Below are 20220 nucleotides of genomic sequence, written 5' to 3' on the forward strand. Positions count from 1 at the left end.
TGCGATGCAGACACCTCGGTGTGTCAGGTGCACCGAGTTGATGCCATCGCAGGCAAGCCAGCTCCCACATGACCTACCCAGCCAACTCATGCAGCCGGCAGTACTCTTCCCACCCCAACCCCGCCATCTGGGCGACTTCTTTATGCACTTCCAGGCGCTGAGCCTCAAAAGTTTCAGCCGACTCGGCCGTCAACTTGAGCGTCAGCTCCCAGGCAAACAGATTCTGGCGCTCAGCCTCGGCCTCGAAAGCTTCATGCAAGCGCTCGGCGCGATACTGCGCGAGGGTTTCGCCTTTGGCTTGGGCGGCCAGAGGGTTGAGGGTATCCAGTTGCGTAGCCACCTGGGGGTGTTCATTCAAGAAACGGTCCAGGGCGCGCTGGTGGTTATCACCGGGTTCTGACAAGGGCTTACTCCTGATGGGATGAAGTGAATAGATGGGGTCACGCACAAGGCTTTGCAATCAGCTGGCGGGCAATCGCCGCGTAGGCGGGCAGGGTCGCTGGCCTGGGCATCGAGAAAACGGGTTTGAGCGCTGACCCGACGGCCCCGATACACCGCGCAATCTGAAATTAATTCTGAATAATTAATTGTAGTGCGGCAAAAGCCTTTCGCTACCGGTAGGTGGCCGTGTAGCGTTACATGGAATTTTTGGGCACTGCCAAGCATAGGCAGAAAGCTATACGGGCAGAGGGACGGGGCATGGCGCAAACGCTGTTCAAACTTTTCCTCACCCAACGCCTGGCGGCTTTGGCCAGTACCGAATCATTGCGCGCCATCCGTGAAGGCTTGCTGTGGATCCTGCCGTGCCTGCTGGTGTCTGCCGGTTTCCTGATCTTGTCTGAATGCGCCAAGGTGCTGGGCTTCGATCCGCAGGTGGTGGCCTTTCTGTCGGGGTTGCATAACCAGATCAGCTCGGTGATCCCGCTGCTGGTGGCGGCATCGATTGGCTACATGCTCGCCATCCAGCACCGGCTGCCACAATTGCCAGTGGCATTTTTGTGCCTGGCCCACGTGGTGATCGCCACCTTTGTATTGCGCGACTACCCGCGAGCATCGGCGACGTTTGTATTGTTTATCGCCATCGCTTCGCCGCTATTGAATGTGCCGACGATCGCCTGGCTGCACCGTTTCCGCTGGACGCGGCTGGTCAACGAAGACTTGGTGGGCCACAACCTGCGCGGCACCATCAACATGGTGGTGCCCGGCGCGATTACAGCGCTGTTGCTGGTGGTGGTGTTGTCGTTGATGTTGCAGATTCCCTATGTGGCGCAGCTACAGGGGCCGCAGGTACTGGATGCATTGCAAACGCCGTATGGCAGCGGATTGTTTGTGACCTTGATGAATTCACTGCTGTGGTTTTTCGGCATTCACGGTGTGTACGCCATGCAGCCGCTGTTTGATGTACTGGACCAGGCCGTAGTGCTCAATGGCGCCGCGCTGGCGGCGGGTGAACCGGTCAAGTACCTGCTCAACAGTGGCCTGCTCGGTTCTTTCGCGTTTATCGGTGGGTCGGGCGGGGCGTTGTGTTTGCTGTTGGCGATCCTGTTGTTTTCCAAAAGCCAAACCATGCGTTTGCTGGCAATGGCCAGTCTGCCGCTGTCGTTGTTCAATGTCAGCGAAGTGCTGTTGTTCGGCTTGCCGATCATCCTTAACCCACGCTTGTTTATCCCGTTTCTGCTGGTACCGGCGTTCAACACCCTGCTGGCATTGACGGTGGTGCAGTTGGGCTGGGTAGCGCCGGCGGTGGCCAGCGTGCCATTTACCGCGCCAGTGCTGCTCAATGCCTACCTCAGCACTCACGGCGACGTGGCGGCGGTGGTGCTGCAAGTGGTGCTGTTGGGGCTGGGCACGCTGGTGTATGCGCCGTATGTGCGCGCGATTCATCGCCAGTCCAATGAGGGTGGCACGGTGTACCTCAAGTCGTTGGACATGACCTTCCGTGGCCTCGAAGAGAAAGGCCGCCTGCTGGAATTGGACCCGGTGTTGGCGTCCCACAAGGCGGCCGCCCGTCAGGCAGTCGAATTGAGCCGTATCCAGCAGATCAGCGATTACGAGTTCTACCTGGAATTCCAGCCGCAAGTCTCGACCCGCACCGGCCTGTGCACCGGCTGTGAGGCGCTGATGCGCGCGCGGGATAGCCAGGGCACGGTGCATTCACCCTGGGAGTTCCTGCAATGGCTGGCCCAGGCGCGGTTGATGCCGGATGTTGATCTGTGGGTGGCGTCCCAGGCCGTGCGCCAATATCAGAAGTGGCAAAAGATCGGCTTTGCCTTGCCCATGACCATCAATATTTCCAGCGCCACGCTCACTCACGCAGGCTATGGCGAGCGCCTGGTGGAGATCCTCGCCCAGGCCTGTGGCCAGATCTCGGTGGAAATCACCGAAGATGCATTGGTGGGTGATGTCCAGGCCACCCGCCAGACCATCCAGAGGCTCCAGGCGATCGGCGCCAAGGTGTATATCGATGACTTCGGCACCGGGTTTTCGGCCTTGAGTTACCTGCATCAGTTTCCGGTGGACTTTATCAAGATCGACCGCAGTTTCGTGGTGGCCCAGCGCGACCCCAAAGGCGCCCAGGTGTTGACCGGCATGTTGCGCTTTTGTGAGGCGCTGAACCTGGGCGTGGTGGTCGAGGGCGTGGAGACCGCCGAGCAGTTGGCCTTTTTGAATACCGGCACCGAGCTGTTTATCCAGGGCTGGTATTTCAGCAAGGCGCTGCCCGGCGACCTGCTACCGGGCTTTGTCCGCAGACGTGCGGCGGCTCAGGCTTAAGCGTGGGCGGACGCGTATTCGCGCTGGGTTTGTTCGATCGCTTCGACCAGATCGTCGATACCCGCCAGGCGTGCACGGTTGTCATGGTCCCAGGGGTGAAAGCCCGGTTTGAAATAGTGCAACCACGGCCGCAGCATGCGTGGGAACACGCCCTTGGGCCCGTATAGAAACTTGAGCATGCGCCAGAACCCCTTCAGGTGCCCACCGGCTTTGCGGTCGGCCAACAGCAGGCGCACATGGAAATCAAACACGACCAGCCAGAACAGCAGCGTGGTGGTCAACATGGTGCCGGTGCGCAACAGATAGCGCATCGGCCCAGGCTTGATCACGGTGTTCCACACATCGAACGCCACGGCCTTGTGCTCGGTTTCTTCGAGGGCGTGCCAGTACCACATCTGCTGGTAGCCCTTGAGTGACTCGCCAAAACGCGACGGGTCGCTGAGCAGGATTTCCGCGAGCATCGCGGTGTAGTGTTCCAGGGCGATGGTCACCGCCAGGTTGAACGACGGTGGCAGGTGTTTCTTCTGCAGGTCGAGGAAGAACTTCAGGCGCTTGTCCAGTGTGTGCGCCGGCAGACCGGCCGCTTGCAAGTGATCGTTGTAGGCCACGTGTTCGCGGCTGTGCATGGCTTCCTGGCCGATAAACCCCTGGATTTCTTTCTTCAACGCCGGGTCGTCGATGCGCTGGCGGTAGTGGCGCACGCTGTCCATGAAAAACAGCTCGCCCTGGGGAAACAGCAGCGACAACGCGTTGAAAAAGTGCGTGATGAACGGGCCTTGTTCGTGCCAGTCCTTGATGCGCTCGGCAGGCAAGGCAAAACGGATATCGCGACGGATCGGCAGCATGGTGCGTGCTCCTGTTCAGAGTCGGGTTTCGTCGTTGGTTTCGAACACCGGCGTGCGCGGTTTGGGCGCCATACGCTTGCTGGCGAACACCACCAGGGCCTGATAGGCCGCCGGCAGGCACCGGGCGAGCAGGTCGAGAAAGTACGCGTCGCGACCGATCAGCACGCGGCGCTTGTTCTTGCGCACGGCGTGCAAAATCACCTTGGCGGCCTGGTCGGCGTCGGTGATGAAGAGTTTTTCGAAGTCGGCGCGGGCCTGTTGCTCGCTGTGAATCAGAAAGCCGGTCATGTTCGCGTCGATACGGCTGCTGCGGCAGATATCGGTGCGAATGCCGCCGGGGTGCACGCAGGTGGCGGACACACCGCAGCCTTGCAGGTCGAGCTCCTGGCGCAGGGATTCGGTAAAGCCGCGCACGGCAAACTTGGTCGCGTTGTAGCCGCTCATGCCCGGCTGGGCAAACAGGCCGAACACGCTGGAAGTATTGACCACATGCCCTTCGCCGCTGGCTTTGAGGTGCGGCAGAAACGCCTTGGTGCCATGCACCACGCCCCAGAAGTTGATGCCGACGATCCACTCAAGGTCGGCATAGTCCACACCCTCGACGGTGCTCGACAGCGCCACGCCGGCATTGTTGAAGATCAGGTTGACCTGGCCATGCTCGGCCGCGCAGCGTGCGGCCCAGTCTTGCACGGCCTGGCGGTCGGCCACATCGACGACGTGGGTGGTGATCATGATCGGCGACAAGGTTGAAGACTTGATCAGCGCGAGGGTGTGTTCCAAGCCTTGGCTGTTCTTGTCCGAAAGCGCCAGGTGGCAACCTTCGCGCGCCAACGCGAGGGCCAGGGCACGGCCCATGCCGGAGGCTGCGCCGGTGATTGCCGCCACGCGGCCATTGAATGACTTCATGACAGGCTGCCTTCTGCAGTGGGTTGCGGGGCCACAGCCGCGCGCGGCGCGGAGGCCGGCAACGGGTTGGCGAGGTAGTCCTTGAGGGCAAAGTGCCGGGTGACTTGCTTGAAACGCCAGGTCGATCCGGGCCACAGCGTGGTGTTTTTGCCGGTGCGCGGGTCCAGGTACCAACTTTGGCAACCACCGGTGTTCCAGATGGTGTGATTGAGCTTGTCCTGCAACTGTTGGTTGTAAGCCTGCTCGACGGCGGGTTTGACCTCGACCGTGGCAATGCGCTGGTGCTGCATGTGCTTGAGCGCATCGAGGATGTAGGCGACCTGGGCCTCGATCATCAGAATCATCGAGTTATGCCCCAGGCCCGTGTTAGGCCCGACAATCAGGAACAGGTTGGGATAACCCGGCACCGTCGTACCTTTATAGGCGTGGGCGCCGTCGCGCCAGGCGTCCATCAGGTCGATACCGTCGCGGCCGATGATGCAGTCGCGGGGGAGTGGATCGGTGGCCTGGAAACCGGTGCCGAAAATCAGGCAGTCGGCCGGGTGCTTGATGCCGTCGCTGGTGATCACGCCATCGGCTTCGATGCGCAGCACCGTGTCGGTGACCACCTCGACATTGCTGCGTGACAGCGCCGGGTAGTAGTCATTGGAGATCAACACGCGCTTGCAGCCGATGGTGTAGTCCGGCGTCAGGGTTTTGCGCAGGGAAGGGCGCGCCACCTGTTTGCGCAAGTGGCGCAGGGCGATCTTCTGCACCATCTTCATCAGCCGCGGGTGCAGGGCAAAGCCCACCACGCGGCCTTCCAGCGCCCAGTAAAAGGCGCCGCGCACCAGGCGTTGGGTAAACGGCAGGTGTTTGAAGGCCCAGCGTTCGAGCCTTGAAATCTCGCGATCCGGCTTGGGCATGATCCACGGTGGCGTGCGCTGGAACAGGTCCAGGTGCGCCACCTGCGGGGCAATCTGCGGCACGAACTGGATCGCACTGGCGCCGGTGCCGATCACCGCCACGCGCTTGCCTTTCAACGAATAGTCATGATCCCAGTGCTGGGAGTGAAAGCGTTTGCCCTTGAAGCTGTCCAGCCCTGGAATATCCGGCAACGCCGGGCGTGACAGGCCGCCCATGCCCGACACCAACACCCGCGCGCTAATCTTGCGGCCATCGCTGAAACTCAGTTGCCAGCGTTGCTGCTGCTCATCAAACACCGCACGTTGCAGGCCCATGCCGAAGCGCAAATAGGGCGCCAGCCCGAACCGCTGCGCGCAGTGCTCAAGGTAAGCGCGGATCTCCGCCTGTGGCGCAAATTGCCGCGTCCAGTTGGGGTTGGGCGCAAACGAATACGAATACACATGGGACTGCACGTCGCAGGCGCAGCCAGGGTAGTGGTTGTCACGCCAGGTGCCACCGAGGGTGTCGGCCTGCTCGGCGATAAAGAAGTCGGTAAACCCGGCTTCCTTGAGTTTGATCGCCATGCACAGGCCGGCAAAACCTGAACCGATGATGGCGATGTCGATGGAATCAGTGTGGGCATTCATAGGCTGTCCCTCATGGGCATCAGATGTGCTCCTGTTTTTGTTTTGTCTTTTAGATAGAACACCATTGCAAAGAAAAAATGAATTAATTATTTTAAAAAAGATTTTAAATAATCTACCTGAAAATATCGCCTACGCTAGGACCTTGTTCGCAATGTGCGCCTTGTCCGACAGACGCGCACGCTATGCAGCAAGTCCGGGTCCAGGGTGTGGACGGTGGCTGAGGCCTTGACCAATACCGGTCAGGGAGCAGCAGCAGGGAAGCAGAGGACCGAGCTATGGCGGTTGAATGGGTTGTTGCTGCGGGTGTGTTGGTGGGCGCCAGTGCGCTGCTGTGGGGCTTGAGTGCCTGGATGACACGGCGTATAGAAACCACCGTTCCGATCAACGGGCGTTTCGTCGAGGTCGATGGCGAGCGCTTTCACTATGTCGAAGAAGGTAAAGGCCCACCGCTGGTGATGATTCACGGGCTGATGGGCAGCAGTCGCAACCTCACCTATGCGTTGTCCGGGCAATTACGTGAACGCTTTCGGGTGATTACGCTGGACCGTCCGGGCTCCGGCTATTCCAGCCGTGGCGCACACACGGCGGCAGATCTGCCGGCCCAGGCCCGGCAGATTGCTGCGTTTATCAAGACCCTCGACCTGGATAAACCGCTGGTGCTGGGGCACTCCCTTGGCGGTGCGATTGCCCTGGCCTTGGCGCTTGATCATCCGCATGCGGTATCCGGCCTGGTCCTGGTTGCGCCGCTGACCCACCCGCAGCGCCTGTTGCCGCTGGTGTTCCTGTCACTGGCCGTACGCCCGGCCTGGTTGCGTCGTTGGGTGTCGCACACCCTGACCCTGCCCGTGGGGCTTTTGACCAAAGGTTCGGTGGTCAAGGGCGTGTTCGCCCCCGATACCGCGCCACCGGACTTCGCCACCCGTGGCGGCGGGCTGCTGGGGATGCGCCCGGACAACTTCTACGCCGCCTCCACCGAGATCAACACAGTCAACGATCACCTGCCGGACATGGTCAAGCGCTACCCGCAACTGACCTTGCCCATCGGCCTGATCTATGGCGCGCGCGACAAGGTGCTGGACTTCCAGAAGCACGGCCAGGCCCTGGCCAGCAAGGTGCCGGGGCTGAAGCTGCAAGTGGTGGAGGGCAGGGGCCATATGCTGCCGATCACCGCCACAGAGCGTGTGGTGGCGGTGGTGGAGCAGATTGCCAAGCGCGTCAAACCGCCGCAAAACGACCCGCTTGCGCAACGGCCATTGGCCTTGGTGGGTAAGTAGTTGGGTAAATGATTGTGCAATCCGACTCGCGGTTCAACGGCGTCGATGCCTGCTTTAGACACCTGACCAAACGGCTGAAAAAGAGACTGCCCGGTCACGTTAAAAAGCCTTCGAGAAACTAGTTGACGACCTAACGATTCCGCGCTATTAATTTTAAAAAATTATTTCAATGTGTAATTTGAAACAGTTTTTGAAATGCCTAAGAGCGAATAAAATAATGAAAAAAACGCCTTTTATCGCATACCCAACCTGCCTGGTTCGGAGGCTGCCATGAATCAGACTATGGCAAGCCCAACCGTCTGGACAGACGGCAAGCGTCACCTCTGGTGGCTCGGCATCATGCCACTGGCAACCCCCTTGCTGTCCGGCGCCCTGGCAATTACCACCGGCGTACAGCAACTGTGGTGGGTCGGTGTGCTGGTGATCTTCGGCCTTATCCCGCTGATCGACGGCCTGCTCGGTGAAGACGTCAGCAACCCACCCGAATCCGCCGTCAACCACCTCGAATCCCAAAGCTACTACCGCTGGATCGTCTACACCGGTGTGCTGTTCGTCATCTCGTCGGTGGTGATCACCGGCTGGCTCGCCGCCGGCGGCATCGACTGGATCATCAGCGGCGGTCTGCTGAACGCCACCGCCCACCTGGACCCGTCGAGCTGGCTGGCCAAAACCGCCGCCTTCATTACCGCGCGTACTGAGTTGCACGGTGCGGTCAGCTGGTTCACTTACCTGGGCATGGCGATGTCCACCGGTGCTGCCACCGGCATTGCCATCAACACCGCTCACGAACTGGGGCACAAGCCCAAGCCGCTGGAAGTGTTCCTGGCTAAAGTGACCCTGGCGCCGACCTTCTACGGGCACTTCTACACCGAACACAACCGTGGCCACCATGTACGCGTCGCCACCCCGGAAGACCCGGCCAGCTCGCGCCTCGGTGAGAGTTTCTGGGCGTTCCTGCCGCGCTCGGTGTGGTTCAGCGCCGTGTCAGCCTGGAACCTGGAGCGCGAACGCCTGCGCAAACTCGGCCTGCCGGCCTTGCACTGGAAGAACGCGGTGCTCAGCGCCTGGATGTACAGCCTGGTGTTGTGGGGCGCGATGATTGCCTGGTTGGGCGCGGCGGTAATTCCGTTCCTGATCATCCAGGGCATCTACGGGTTCTCGTTGCTGGAAGTGGTCAATTATGTCGAGCACTACGGGCTTAAACGCCAGAAGTTGCCCAACGGTCGTTATGAGCGTTGTTCGCCTCGGCATTCGTGGAACAGTAATCGGATTGTCACCAATATCTTTCTGTTCCAACTTCAGCGCCACTCCGATCACCATGCCAACCCGACCCGCAGTTACCAGTCGTTGCGCCACTTTGATGAATCACCGCAACTGCCTTACGGTTACGCCAGCATGATTGTCTGGGCCTATGTGCCGTACTTGTGGCGACGTCGCATGGACCACCGTGTCTTGAACCACTATGCCGGGGATATCACCCTGACCAATCTTCAACCCTCACAGCGGTTGAAGTATCTGGAGAAGTACAGCAACAGCGCGACGCCGTTTTAATCTGAACTAACGCCTGTGTGGTTGAACTCGGGGTCTGTGTACCGCGCAGGCCTTCATCGCCCAGGATTCATCGGTTTTAGTGCAAGTCAGTGGTTTGACCCTACAACAATAATTTCAAGGGAAGGACGTACACCATGCAAAGCCCTGCCACCTTTACCGCCCATGTCATTCTGGCCGCACTGGGCCTGATGGTTTACCAACAAGCCCAGGCTGCGCGGATCGAGCCGGCCGGCAGCGCCTTTACGGCCCAAGGCCCGATCAGCTTTTCCAAGGGTGCGTTGATCAGCGCCGACTGCACCATCAAAGTGGCCGGCAAGGTCGCGGCCAATGGGGCGTCGGTGAATGTCGATAAAGTTGAATTCGACGGCGGCCTGAAATGCAGCCGCGTCGAGGCCATCAACTTGCCGTGGGTATTGATTGCCAAAGACACTAAAAGCGGCTCGATGTCGAACATCAGCGTGGATGTGCATGCCTTCGGTTTAGGCGGCAAGTGCGGCCCGTCGACCGCCGACGGTACTTGGGATAACGCCACCGGCAAGTTGGAAGCCGCCAATGTGCCGATTGGCGAAGACTGCAAGATCAAGACGGTGTCGATCAAGATGCCGCCAACTTTCAAAGTGGTCGAATAAACGAATTCTAAAACTGTAGCGGTATAGGTAATGAAATTTGGCTGGAAAGGGAAGTTCTGCAGTTTCACCGTGACCTCTCGATCATGGCCATTACCCCTGGCGAACTGACTCGCCATAACATGTGAGGAAAAACAATGAAAAGCTTGAAAACTCTCGTGTCGTTGACTGCTCTGGCTGTTTGCATGGGTGCTGCTTCCATGGCGAGTGCAGCCACTATTTCTCCTGCAGGCACGGGCTTTTCCACGCCTGCCGGGACCATTGCGGTGTCGTCGCCAGCGTCGTTCGGTGCGCCTGTTTCCTGCAATATCGTGTTCACCGGTAGTGTGGCCGCCGACGGTTCCGCCGCTGCTATTACGGGCGCGACTGTCAGTGGTGCCAACCCACTCTGTGGCGTGCCGGTGCTGTTGGGTCTGCCTTGGACCTTGACGCCAACCTCCACGAGCACCGGTGCAGGTGTGTATGCGGGTACCGTGTCCGGCGTCAACTTCAAGATTGTCAGCAACTGCGCCAGTGGCCCAGTCACTATCAACGTGCTCTACAACAACAACACCCACGCCATCACCGTTCCATCTGCTCAAACGGTCGGCAGCTGCAAAATCACTGCTCTGAACGCCGCTCCAAGCCCAGCACTCACTGTAAATCCTTGATAGCAACGCGTTGGACGTGATGATCACACGTTGAAATGCAGGTGCCCCTCTCGGGGCACCTGTTGAGGAAAACCAGGGACGGTAGGCCCGGCCGTGGTGGATAAAAATAATAAGGAGTGGAGCATGAATAATAAGAAACAACCGGCCCAGACGTTTATCGGCCTGGCATTGTTGGGCGGTCTCATGGTCGCGGGCGGTTCGGTGCAGGCCGGTGGCTTCTCGACTCCTACATTTGGTGCCCAAGGTTGGGGTCGTGCGTTCGGTGGTGGTTCGTTGTTCAAGGACGACCCGTCCTCGGCGTACAACAACCCGGCTGCCATGGCGTTTATCGATCAAACTATCGCGCAGCAAAACGTCATTTATGCGCGCGTCAATATTAAGTTCAAAGGCAATGCCACTGATTACAAAGGCGACCCAGCTTCTGTAGGGGTATTGGACGAGTTTGGTGGCGTTACCTCTACGCCGCGTACGGGTGATGGTGGCGAAGGCGGGTTCACCGCTTGGCTGCCGACCGGGTTCCTGGTGATACCCATTAACGATCGTTTCAGTGTTGGTCTAAGCCAGGTGGTGCCCCAGGGGATGAAGTCGACCTGGGACCCGGATTGGAAAGGCCGCGATTTTGCCGTAGACACCAAAATCGAAACCGTGGGACTGACCGGTTCGCTGTCCTTCAAAGTTAACGACCAGTTCTCTATCGGTGGCGGCGCCATCGTTCAGCATACGAGTGGGTTTGTCAGCCAGAACGTCGACTTGTACGCAGCAGCGGCAGTTTCACCGGGGCTGGGCGGCTTTGGTATTCCCTTTCCATCCGGAGTGGGCCAATCGCTGATTCGGGTCAAGGTCGATAATACGTCTGTGGGCTGGTTTGGCGGCATGGCGTGGAAACCCACCGACCAGGATACCGTTGGCTTCAACTACCACGCCAAAATCAAGAACAAGCTGGAGGGCAAGTACAAATTCAATGCCGACCCAGGAAGTCGGTTACTGATGACTGACGTAGGCGGCGACGGCTTGACGCTGGTTGAGCGCGCTTACCCAGGCTTGAAACTGTTCCCGGACGGTGCCAACGCCAGCACGCAACTGGACATCCCGGCGACTGCTGCCATCGACTGGGTACACGTGTTCAATGACCGCTTCACCCTGGGCGCCAGTGCCTTGTGGACCCAGTGGTCGTCCTTCAAGGCCCTGACGTTGAAGTCTGACGGCAATACCATTGTGTCGATTCCTTACAAGTACAAAGACGTGATGATGTACTCGCTGGGCGGCGACTATAAGCTCACTGACGATTTCATCCTGCGTGCCGGTGTTGCCTATGATCAGACGCCTACCCGTGACTCCACGCGTGACCCGCGCATTCCTGACGGTGATCGTTATTTCGCCTCGTTGGGTTTTGGCTACAACATCAAAGCGGTTCCAGGCTTGAGTGTTGACGGCGCCTACTCGCGGCAGTTTGTACAGGAGGTCAAGCTCAAGACCGTCAACGAAGATCGCCTTGGGGCTGCGCGCCTGGATGGAAAGGTGGACAGCAAAGGGGAGGTGGTAAGCCTGTCGGCCACTTATAAGTTCTAACCCACAATCTGTGCGTGCTCAGGTGTGAAGTGGTCAGTCAGCGCATCTTTCTGGCGCTTCACACCCGTGCTGCAAATGTCCTGGTTTTAATGTTTTCCCAATGCAGAAACTGGCTGACTCGATCAGCCTATTTTTTTCGTCAAAGCATTAAATAAAAATTTCAAAACAAAATTTGAATATGTCCTTTCAAGTTTGTAGTGTGGTTTTACGCCCTCGTTCATCCCGAACGAGCGACGCGCATGCCATACCCTGAATTGAGTAGAGGTATCCCCATGGTTATCTGGTTATTGTTGGGTGTCGCCGCCGCGATTGCCCTGGCCTATCGACAAGCCGCTGCTGCCCTGTGGCTGGGCGTCGGCCTGGTCTGGCTGGCGCTTGGTTATCTGTTCAATGGGGTCGCAGGCTTTGGCGCCAGCGTCGCGGCCATTCTGGTGGTACTGCCCGCCGTGCTGATGACGATCAAGCCGCTGCGCCGCACGCTGCTGACCAGCAAGGCCCTGGGCCTGTTTCGCACGATCATGCCGGCGATGTCTGACACCGAGCGCGCGGCCATCGAGTCCGGCACCGTGTGGTGGGACGCCGAGCTGTTCAGCGGCAAGCCCAACTGGCAGCGCTTGCTGCAAGCCGCGCCTGCCAGCCTGAGCGCCGAAGAGCAGGCGTTTCTCGATAACGAAGTGGAAACCCTCTGCGACATCGCCAACGACTGGGAAACCACCCAGGTCTGGCAGGACATGTCCCCCGAAGGCTGGCAGTACACCAAGGACGCCGGGTTCCTGGGCATGATCATTCCCAAGCAGTACGGCGGCAAAGGCTTCTCCCACTATGCGCATTCGCAGGTGGTGATGAAGCTGTCGACGCGTTGCTCGGCCGCGGCGATTTCGGTGATGGTGCCCAACTCCCTTGGCCCGGCTGAATTGCTGCTGCATTACGGCACCGATGCGCAGCGCAATTACTATTTGCCGCGCCTGGCACGCGGCGAAGACATCCCGTGCTTTGCCCTCACCAGCCCGTATGCCGGTTCCGATGCCGGGGCGATTCCAGACCTGGGCATCGTCTGCAAAGGCGTGCATGAGGGCGAGGAAGTGCTGGGTTTCAAAGTGACCTGGGACAAGCGCTACATCACCCTCGGCCCGATTGCCACGGTGCTGGGCCTGGCGTTTCGTGCCGAAGACCCGGATGGCTTGCTCGGCAAGGCTGGTTCGCTGGGCATTACCTGTGCGTTGATCCCCACCTCCCACCCGGGCGTGAACAGCGGTCGTCGGCATTGGCCGCTGAACGCGGTGTTCCAGAACGGGCCGACCACCGGCAAGGATGTGTTCATTCCGCTGGAATGGGTGATCGGCGGCCGCGAACAGGTCGGCAATGGCTGGCGCATGCTGATGGAATGCCTGGCAGCCGGGCGCGCCATTTCGCTGCCGTCGGCCAACGTCGGCCTGGGCAAGGTCGCGGTACGTGGCACCACGGCTTATGCGGCGATGCGCAAGCAGTTCGGCCTGCCCATCGGCAAGTTCGAAGGCGTACAGGCGCCCTTGGCGCGCATGGCCGGGCATTTGTATGCCTGCGATGCAGTGCGCAAGGTCTCGGTGGCGTCTTTGGATGCCGGTGAAAAGCCCTCGGTGATCTCGGCGATTGCCAAGTACCACGTCACCGAGCGCGCGCGGATGATCGTCAACGACGGCATGGACATCGTGGCCGGCAAAGGCATCTGCATGGGGCCAAACAATTTCCTGGCTCGCGCTTACCAGCAAAGCCCGATTGCGATCACCGTGGAAGGCGCGAACATCATGACCCGCTGCCTGATCATCTTTGGCCAGGGGCTGATTCGTTGCCATCCGTATGTGTTCCGCGAGATGGAAGCGGCGCACAACCCGGATCGACGCAAAGCCCTGGAAGCCTTCGACAGCGCGATGTTCGGCCACCTGAGTTTCGTGTTGGCCAATACCGTGCGCGCTGCGGTGCATTCGCTGACAGGCGGGCGGCTGCTTGCCGCACCGGCCAAGACCGACCCGGCGCTGGCGTCCTACTACCGCCAGGCCAATCGGCTGTCGGTGGTGCTGGCATTGATCTCGGATGTGTCCATGGGTGTGCTCGGCGGTGCGCTCAAGCGCAAGGAAAGTATCACCGGGCGCCTGGGCGATATTCTGTCGCAGCTGTACATCTTGTCCTGCGTGCTCAAGCGTTTTGAGGACGACGGGCGGCCCCAGGCCGACTTGCCGCTGGTGCACTGGTCGGCCCAGGACGCGTTGCTGCGCGCCCATGAAGCCCTTGCCGAAGTACTCGACAACTACCCGTCGAAACCGGCGGCAGCTGTGGTGCGTGCCTTGAGTTTCCCGTTCGGTATTCCCCAGCACAAACCCTCGGACCGCCTGCTGGCCCAGGTGGCCGATGTGGTGCAAACCCCCGGCGAAACCCGCGACCGCTTGCTGGCCAATTCCTACATTCCGCGCCCGGAAATCGACAAGCTCGCCTATGGCGAATTGGGCTTCCGGCTGTTGCCGCAGGTGGAGCTGATCGAGGCGCGGCTCAAGCCCGCGATCAAGCAAGGCCTGATCGAACCGATGCCGATTTCCGCCACCGCCTTTACCGCCTGGCGGGTCAAGGCGCGGGCGCTGGACTTGATCAGTGATGAGGAAGACAGCTTGCTCGGGCGTTACGTGGAATATGCCGACCACGGTATTCAGGTTGACGACTTCCCGCAGGATTTTGGCTTGCTGGAGGCTTTGCAGCAGCGCAAGCAAGCCTTGGAGCCGACGACCAAACGCCGCAGCAGCCAAAGCGAAAACGCCTCAGTTAGTTAACACGGTCAGTGTGGGAGCTGGCTTGCTGTGGCGAGCAAGCTTGCTTGCGCTGGGGTGCGAAGCGCCCCCAAAAGCGGGCTCCAGCTACGCTGTCGAACGGGAGCAAGCTCCCTCGCCACAGCAAGCCAGCTCCCACACTGGATCGGGTTTACAGGGAAAGAATGTTTTATGAGTGACAGCTACCTATCCTTCGTCAATTCCCCTTGGGGCCGGCGGCTGGCCCAGGCAATCGGCCTGCCGCAACCCTTGCCCTTGCAACGCCACCGCAGCGACCAGCAAGGCCTTGCCAACCCGGTGATCGTCGCCGGGGCAGGGCGCCTCGGTGCGCAGGTGCAACAGCTCTTCAAAGACACCGATACCGTCGCCGCCATGCCGGCAACCCTCAAGGCACCGTCCACGGTCAAGGTGCAGGGCGCGGTGTTCGACGCCACGGCCGTGCTCGACCTGCAACAACTCGACGAGCTCTACCTGTTCTTCCACGCCAATGCCAAGCGCCTCGGCCAGCACGGCCGCGTGGTAGTGCTCGGCACGGCGCCGGAGCATTGCCAGGACTTGCCCCAGGCCATCGCCCAGCGTGCCCTTGAAGGGCTGGTGCGCTCGCTGGCCAAGGAATTGCGCCGTGCAATTACGGTGCAATTGATCTACGTGGCGCCGGGCGCCGAAGACGCACTGGACAGCAGCCTGCGGTTCTTTTTATCGCGCCGCTCGGCCTATGTGTCGGGCCAGGTGGTGCGCCTGGAAAAACCCGTGGACGCCCAGGGTACGGTGAACTGGGACAAGCCCTTCACCGGTCGCCGTGCCCTGGTCACCGGCGCCTCACGTGGTATCGGCCTGGCGATTGCCCAGGTGCTGGCCCGCGACGGCGCCCATGTGGTGTGCGTGGACGTGCCCCAGGCCCAGGCGGCGCTGCTTCAAGCCGCCGACAGTGTGAACGGCTCGGCCTTGCCGCTGGACATCACCGCAGCCGATGCGGCCGCGCTGTTGCAGGCGCATGTCAGCCAATACGGCGCATTCGACGTGGTGGTGCACAACGCCGGGATCACCCGCGACAAAACCATCGCCAAGATGACCGAAGCCGCCTGGCGCAGTGTGCTGGCGGTCAACCTCGAAGCGCCGTTGCAGCTCAGCAGCGCACTGTTGGAGGGGCGAGGCTTGAACCCTGGCGGGCGGATTGTGTGCGTGTCGTCGATTTCCGGTATCGCTGGCAACCTCGGGCAAAGCAACTACGCCACCTCCAAGGCGGGCGTGATTGGCCTGGTGGAGGGCCTGGCACCCCAGGCGGCCGCTCTGCAAGTCACGGTGAATGCGGTGGCGCCGGGGTTTATCGAAACCCAGATGACCGCGAAAATCCCGCTGATGATCCGTGAGGCCGGGCGGCGCATGAACTCACTGTCCCAGGGCGGGCAGCCGATCGATGTGGCCGAGACCATCGCCTGGCTGGCGCACCCGGCGTCCGGCGGGGTCAATGGCCAGGTGGTACGGGTGTGCGGCCAAAGCCTGCTGGGAGCCTGAACCATGGACTATGTGACGCAGATCATCGACCCGCCACCGTCGCGCACCCAGCTGTTGCTGGACGGCGTGCGCGCACTGCGCAAACCCAAGCTTGACGGGCCGCCGCCGCTGCCCACCGCGCGCCTGGTGCGCTCGGCGGTGGAGCTGAGCGCAACTGGCATCGCCGCCTATGGCCGCGCCTGCGGTTTTCGCCGTGAGCAGGGCGTGCCGCTGTCCTATCCGCATGTGCTGGCGTTCCCACTGCATTTGATGCTGCTGACCCGGCCGAGCTTTCCGTACCCGGCCAGTGGCATGGTGCACCTGGCCAATCGCATTCGACAGCACCAGCGTTTGCGCGAAGGCCAGGCGCTGCGCCTGGAAGTGTACTGCGAGCGCTGGGTGGCGCACCCCAAGGGCCAGGCGCTGAGCATCGCCACCCGCGCCTTTGCGGCGGATACGTTGGTGTGGGAAAGCGACAGCCTGTACCTGCGCCGCGACGTCAAAGACCCGCTCGGCGAACCCTGGGACGACGCGCTGCCCTTGCAGGAAGACGGCCTGTTGCGCACCCAGCGCTGGATGCTGCCGGCCGACCTGGGGCGCCGGTTTGCCAAGGTCTCGGGGGATTTCAACCCGATTCACACCTCGGTGATTGGCGCCAGGATCTTCGGCTTTCGCCGCGCCATCGCCCATGGCATGTGGACCCTGGGCCGCGCACTGGCGGCGCAACAACCGCCGGGCGGGCTGGATCAGGCGCAAGCGCATTGCGACTTCAAGCTGCCGATCTTCCTGCCCGGCCAGGTCGCGCAATGGAGCCGCCCGGTGACCGGGCCGCGCCGTGAGTTTGAAGTGCGCAATGTTGCCGGTGATAAACCGCATATGCGTGGGCTATTCATTTGGAACGAGAGCCATCAATGAGTGACTACAGTTTCAACCCGGCCCCGACCCGTCGTGTGGCGATTATCGGCGGCAACCGTATCCCGTTTGCCCGTTCCAACACCGTGTATGCCCACGACAGCAATCAGGACCTGCTGGTGGCTGCCCTGCAAGGCCTGGTGGAGCGCTATCACCTGCACGGCCAGCGCCTGGGTGAGTTTGCTGCGGGCGCGGTGATCAAGCATTCGCGGGATTTCAACCTGGCGCGTGAGGCGTTGCTGTCCACCACGTTGTCGCCCAAAACGCCCGCTTACGATGTACAACAAGCCTGCGGCACTGGCCTGGAAGCGGCCTTGCTGGTCGCCAACAAGATCGCGCTCGGCCAGATCGAAGTGGGCATCGCCGGTGGCGCCGACACCACCTCCGATGCGCCCGTCGGCATCAACGAATCGCTGCGCCACACCTTGCTGGCGGCCAATCGCGCCAAGGGCATGGGCGCCAAGTTGAAGACCCTGCTGAAGGTGCGCCCGTCGATGTTTTTCAAACCGCTGCTGCCGCGCAATGGCGAGCCGCGTACCGGTTTGTCCATGGGCGAGCACTGCGAAGAAATGGCCAGGCGCTGGCAGATCAAACGGCTGGCCCAGGATGAGCTGACCCTCACCAGTCACCAGCGCCTGGATGCGGCCTATAAACGCGGTTTTTTCGATGACCTGATCAGCCCCTATCGCGGGCTGGCGCGTGACAACAACCTGCGTGCCGATGCCAGCCTGGAGAAGCTCGCGGGCCTGTCTGCGGCTTACGACCGCCAAAACGGCACGCTCACGGCGGGTAACTCCACACCGCTGACCGATGGCGCCTCAGTGGTCTTGCTGGCCAGCGAAGCCTGGGCTGCCGAACAGGGTTTGCCGGTGCTTGCTTACCTGCGTACCGGCGAAACCGCTGCGGTGAACTTTGTCGACGGCACCGAAGGCTTGTTGATGGCCCCGGCATATGCCGTGCCACGCATGCTCAAGCGTGAGGGCCTGGGGTTTGCCGACTTTGACTTTTTTGAAATTCACGAAGCCTTTGCCGCCCAGGTGCTGTGCACGCTCAAGGCGTGGGAAGACCCCGAGTATTGCCGCGAGAGTCTAGGCTTGGAGGCGCCACTGGGCGCCATCGATCGCAGCAAGATGAACGTCAATGGCGGCTCCCTGGGCTGTGGCCATCCGTTTGCCGCCACCGGTGGCCGGCAACTGGCGGCGCTGGCCAAAACCATCCATGAGAACGGTGGTGGGCGCGGCCTGATTTCGATTTGTGCAGCAGGCGGGCTGGGCATCACCGCCATCGTCGAAAAATAGCCTGATCAAAAACAACAATAAGGAGACTGCCATGAACGCTGTAAGCCAGGAACACACCGAACGGGTCTGGTTGAACGCCTACTTGCCGGGCGTGCCGGCGGACATCGAGGCCGGTATCGAGGCCTACCCGTCGCTGCGCGAGGTGTTCCTGGAGCACCTGGAAAAATTCCGCGAGCGGGTCGCCTACGTCAGCATCGGCACCGAAATGACCTATGCCGACTGGCAGGTGCAAGGCCAGGCGTTTGCCGCGTGGCTACAGGGCCAAGGCGTGAAAAAGGGCGACCGGGTGGCGCTGATGATGCCCAACTGCCTGCAGTACCCGATCTGCCTGCTGGGCACGATCCTGACCGGTGCGGTGGTGGTCAACGTCAACCCGTTGTACACCTCCCATGAGCTCAAGCATTTGCTCAAGGACAGCGAAGCCGAAACCCTGGTGATTTTTGAAAACTTCGCCCACACCTTTGAAAAAGTCGCGCAGGGCAGCCGTGTCAAACGCGTGGTGGTGGCGGCCATTGGCGATCTGCTCGGCACCTTCAAGGGCGCGGCGATGAACTTCATCCTGCGTCGCGTGCAAAAACAGGTGCCAAAATTTCACCTGCCCGGCGCGGTGCGCTTCAACAACGTGTTGAAACAGGGACGGGCGCTGAACCATTTTCCGGTGGCGATGCACCTCGATGAGCTGGCGTTTTTGCAATACACCGGCGGCACCACGGGGGACGCCAAGGGCGTGATGCTCAGCCATCGCAATATCATCGCCAATTTGCTGCAGGCCAAGGCCTGGGTTGGTGACCAGTTGGACCAGGACCAGCAGGAAACCAACGTGACCTTGTTGCCGCTGTACCACATCTTTTCGCTGACGGTGAATTGCCTGATGTTCATGTGCCTGGGCGGGCGCAACATCCTGATTGCCAACCCACGGGATGTGAAACGGGTGCAGATGATCTTGCGCAAGGAGCGTTTCAACGGCATTGCCGGGGTCAACACCTTGTTTAACGGCTTGCTCGAAAACAAAGAGTTCTGTGCGCGGGATTTCTCTGACCTGCGCATGGTGATTGCTGGCGGCATGGCCACGCACACGGCGGTGGCCAAGCGCTGGAAGGAGGTCACTGGGTTGCCGATTATTGAAGGTTATGGGCTGACCGAGTGCTCGCCGGTGGTGAGCATCAGCCCGATCAACATTGCTCGCATGCGTGAGATGGAATTCACCGGCAGCATCGGTGTGCCGTTGCCGTCGACCTGGGTGCGGTTTATGCGTGAGGACGGCGAGCTGGCGGACATTGGTGAACAAGGTGAACTGCAAGTGCGTGGCCCGCAGGTGATGCAGGGGTACTGGAAGCGGCCCAAGGAAACGGCTGAAGTGCTGGATACCGAGGGCTGGTTGTCCACCGGGGACATTGGGGTGATGGATGAGCGTGGGTATATTCGTCTGGTGGATCGCAAGAAAGACATGATCCTGGTTTCGGGGTTTAACGTGTATCCCAATGAGATTGAAGACGTGGTGGCGTTGCATCCCGGTGTGGGGGAGGTGGCGGCGATTGGTGTGGAGGATCCGGTGACGGGGGAGAAGGTCAAGATCATCGTGGTGCGCAAGGACCCGAGCTTGACCCAGGAGCAGATTCTGGCCCATTGCCGGGAGTATCTTACGGGGTACAAGGTGCCCAAGTATGTGGAGTTTCGCAGTGTTGAGTTGCCCAAGACTACAGTGGGTAAGGTACTGCGGCGGGCGTTGCGTTGATCTGAGGGTTTGGGTGTTTTAAGTGTGGGAGCTGGGTAGCCTGCGATGGCGGTTTGTCGGTGTACATATCCGTTATTCGGGTAACGGCGGCTTATGGTTCCGCTCTTACAGCGGGTCACTTTTGGCAAACGCCCTGTACGGACCGGACACATGGTTGACACATGTGCGGGGACATGGTGGACACATTATTGACCATAATCAGGCTTACTAATGTCGATTGTTCGCAAAAAGTGATGGCAGAAATAGACGTCGAACAGACCA

Annotated in this window: 15 protein-coding genes; 11 read left to right on the forward strand and 4 right to left on the reverse strand. The window is 60.5% G+C overall.

Translation table 11 applies throughout. The features are described 5' to 3' along the window. Positions 1-73: 73 nt before the first annotated feature. Complete coding sequence (locus GIW48_RS19420; protein ID WP_169987799.1) at positions 74-403, reverse strand: DUF6388 family protein; 330 nt, start codon at positions 401-403, stop codon at positions 74-76. Between the two features lie 296 nt (positions 404-699). Between GIW48_RS19420 and GIW48_RS19425 the strand changes: the two genes are divergently transcribed. Then, on the forward strand, positions 700-2772 hold the full coding sequence (locus tag GIW48_RS19425) for an EAL domain-containing protein (RefSeq protein ID WP_236461314.1): 2073 nt from the start codon (positions 700-702) through the stop codon (positions 2770-2772). Here the strand turns inward: GIW48_RS19425 and GIW48_RS19430 are convergent. Genes GIW48_RS19430 through GIW48_RS19440 form a run of 3 tightly spaced genes read right to left on the reverse strand, consistent with a single transcriptional unit; the run spans position 2769 to position 6055 of the window. Then, on the reverse strand, positions 2769-3617 hold the full coding sequence (locus GIW48_RS19430) for a metal-dependent hydrolase (RefSeq protein WP_017136815.1): 849 nt from the start codon (positions 3615-3617) through the stop codon (positions 2769-2771). The genes GIW48_RS19425 and GIW48_RS19430 overlap by 4 nt on opposite strands. A gap of 15 nt (positions 3618-3632) precedes the next feature. Beyond that, complete coding sequence (locus GIW48_RS19435; RefSeq protein ID WP_176991893.1) at positions 3633-4523, reverse strand: SDR family NAD(P)-dependent oxidoreductase; 891 nt, start codon at positions 4521-4523, stop codon at positions 3633-3635. Next, positions 4520-6055: a flavin-containing monooxygenase gene (locus GIW48_RS19440; RefSeq protein ID WP_236461312.1), complete on the reverse strand. Its 1536-nt coding sequence runs from the start codon at positions 6053-6055 to the stop codon at positions 4520-4522. Before GIW48_RS19440 ends, GIW48_RS19435 begins: the two co-directional genes overlap by 4 nt. 275 nt (positions 6056-6330) lie before the next feature. Between GIW48_RS19440 and GIW48_RS19445 the strand changes: the two genes are divergently transcribed. The 10 genes from GIW48_RS19445 (at position 6331) to GIW48_RS19490 (ending at position 19959) form a co-directional block, all read left to right on the forward strand. Beyond that, positions 6331-7329: an alpha/beta fold hydrolase gene (locus GIW48_RS19445; RefSeq protein WP_236447610.1), complete on the forward strand. Its 999-nt coding sequence runs from the start codon at positions 6331-6333 to the stop codon at positions 7327-7329. Between the two features lie 270 nt (positions 7330-7599). Then, positions 7600-8880 carry an alkane 1-monooxygenase gene (locus GIW48_RS19450; RefSeq protein ID WP_099547834.1) on the forward strand — a complete coding sequence of 427 codons (1281 nt, stop codon included), beginning with the start codon at positions 7600-7602 and terminating at the stop codon, positions 8878-8880. Positions 8881-9014: 134 nt separating this feature from the next. Then, positions 9015-9509, forward strand: a complete 495-nt coding sequence (gene praA / locus GIW48_RS19455; RefSeq protein ID WP_138452388.1) for an alkane oxidation protein activator PraA — start codon at positions 9015-9017, stop codon at positions 9507-9509. A 134-nt stretch (positions 9510-9643) separates the two neighbouring features. Continuing rightward, a complete protein-coding gene (praB, locus tag GIW48_RS19460) occupies positions 9644-10156 on the forward strand; it encodes an alkane oxidation protein activator PraB (RefSeq protein WP_017136809.1) in 513 nt (170 codons plus the stop codon). Between the two features lie 123 nt (positions 10157-10279). Next, positions 10280-11725, forward strand: coding sequence for an outer membrane protein transport protein (locus GIW48_RS19465; protein ID WP_236462723.1), 1446 nt, complete (start codon positions 10280-10282; stop codon positions 11723-11725). 272 nt (positions 11726-11997) lie between these two features. Further along, on the forward strand, positions 11998-14523 hold the full coding sequence (locus GIW48_RS19470; RefSeq protein WP_236462725.1) for an acyl-CoA dehydrogenase: 2526 nt from the start codon (positions 11998-12000) through the stop codon (positions 14521-14523). Between the two features lie 168 nt (positions 14524-14691). Then, on the forward strand, positions 14692-16035 hold the full coding sequence (locus GIW48_RS19475; protein ID WP_236462728.1) for a 3-oxoacyl-ACP reductase: 1344 nt from the start codon (positions 14692-14694) through the stop codon (positions 16033-16035). A gap of 3 nt (positions 16036-16038) precedes the next feature. Further along, positions 16039-16929, forward strand: coding sequence for a MaoC/PaaZ C-terminal domain-containing protein (locus tag GIW48_RS19480; RefSeq protein WP_176991886.1), 891 nt, complete (start codon positions 16039-16041; stop codon positions 16927-16929). After that, positions 16926-18224, forward strand: a complete 1299-nt coding sequence (locus GIW48_RS19485; protein WP_236462731.1) for an acetyl-CoA C-acetyltransferase — start codon at positions 16926-16928, stop codon at positions 18222-18224. Before GIW48_RS19480 ends, GIW48_RS19485 begins: the two co-directional genes overlap by 4 nt. A 31-nt stretch (positions 18225-18255) precedes the next feature. Continuing rightward, positions 18256-19959: an AMP-binding protein gene (locus GIW48_RS19490; protein WP_170040983.1), complete on the forward strand. Its 1704-nt coding sequence runs from the start codon at positions 18256-18258 to the stop codon at positions 19957-19959. The last annotated feature ends 261 nt before the right edge of the window (positions 19960-20220 follow it).

The sequence above is a fragment of the Pseudomonas sp. PA-6-3C genome (assembly GCF_021605825.1).
GTDB lineage: Bacteria > Pseudomonadota > Gammaproteobacteria > Pseudomonadales > Pseudomonadaceae > Aquipseudomonas > Aquipseudomonas edaphica.

What these genes read in the sequence shown, in the direction of transcription:
- GIW48_RS19425 (WP_236461314.1), top strand. Translation starts at nt 700, where the DNA reads ATGGCGCAAACGCTGTTCAAACTTTTCCTCACCCAACGCCTGGCGGCT.
- GIW48_RS19430 (WP_017136815.1), bottom strand. Translation starts at nt 3,617, where the DNA reads ATGCTGCCGATCCGTCGCGATATCCGTTTTGCCTTGCCTGCCGAGCGC.
- GIW48_RS19435 (WP_176991893.1), bottom strand. Translation starts at nt 4,523, where the DNA reads ATGAAGTCATTCAATGGCCGCGTGGCGGCAATCACCGGCGCAGCCTCC.
- GIW48_RS19440 (WP_236461312.1), bottom strand. Translation starts at nt 6,055, where the DNA reads ATGAATGCCCACACTGATTCCATCGACATCGCCATCATCGGTTCAGGT.
- GIW48_RS19445 (WP_236447610.1), top strand. Translation starts at nt 6,331, where the DNA reads ATGGCGGTTGAATGGGTTGTTGCTGCGGGTGTGTTGGTGGGCGCCAGT.
- GIW48_RS19450 (WP_099547834.1), top strand. Translation starts at nt 7,600, where the DNA reads ATGAATCAGACTATGGCAAGCCCAACCGTCTGGACAGACGGCAAGCGT.
- praA (WP_138452388.1), top strand. Translation starts at nt 9,015, where the DNA reads ATGCAAAGCCCTGCCACCTTTACCGCCCATGTCATTCTGGCCGCACTG.
- praB (WP_017136809.1), top strand. Translation starts at nt 9,644, where the DNA reads ATGAAAAGCTTGAAAACTCTCGTGTCGTTGACTGCTCTGGCTGTTTGC.
- GIW48_RS19465 (WP_236462723.1), top strand. Translation starts at nt 10,280, where the DNA reads ATGAATAATAAGAAACAACCGGCCCAGACGTTTATCGGCCTGGCATTG.
- GIW48_RS19470 (WP_236462725.1), top strand. Translation starts at nt 11,998, where the DNA reads ATGGTTATCTGGTTATTGTTGGGTGTCGCCGCCGCGATTGCCCTGGCC.
- GIW48_RS19475 (WP_236462728.1), top strand. Translation starts at nt 14,692, where the DNA reads ATGAGTGACAGCTACCTATCCTTCGTCAATTCCCCTTGGGGCCGGCGG.
- GIW48_RS19480 (WP_176991886.1), top strand. Translation starts at nt 16,039, where the DNA reads ATGGACTATGTGACGCAGATCATCGACCCGCCACCGTCGCGCACCCAG.
- GIW48_RS19485 (WP_236462731.1), top strand. Translation starts at nt 16,926, where the DNA reads ATGAGTGACTACAGTTTCAACCCGGCCCCGACCCGTCGTGTGGCGATT.
- GIW48_RS19490 (WP_170040983.1), top strand. Translation starts at nt 18,256, where the DNA reads ATGAACGCTGTAAGCCAGGAACACACCGAACGGGTCTGGTTGAACGCC.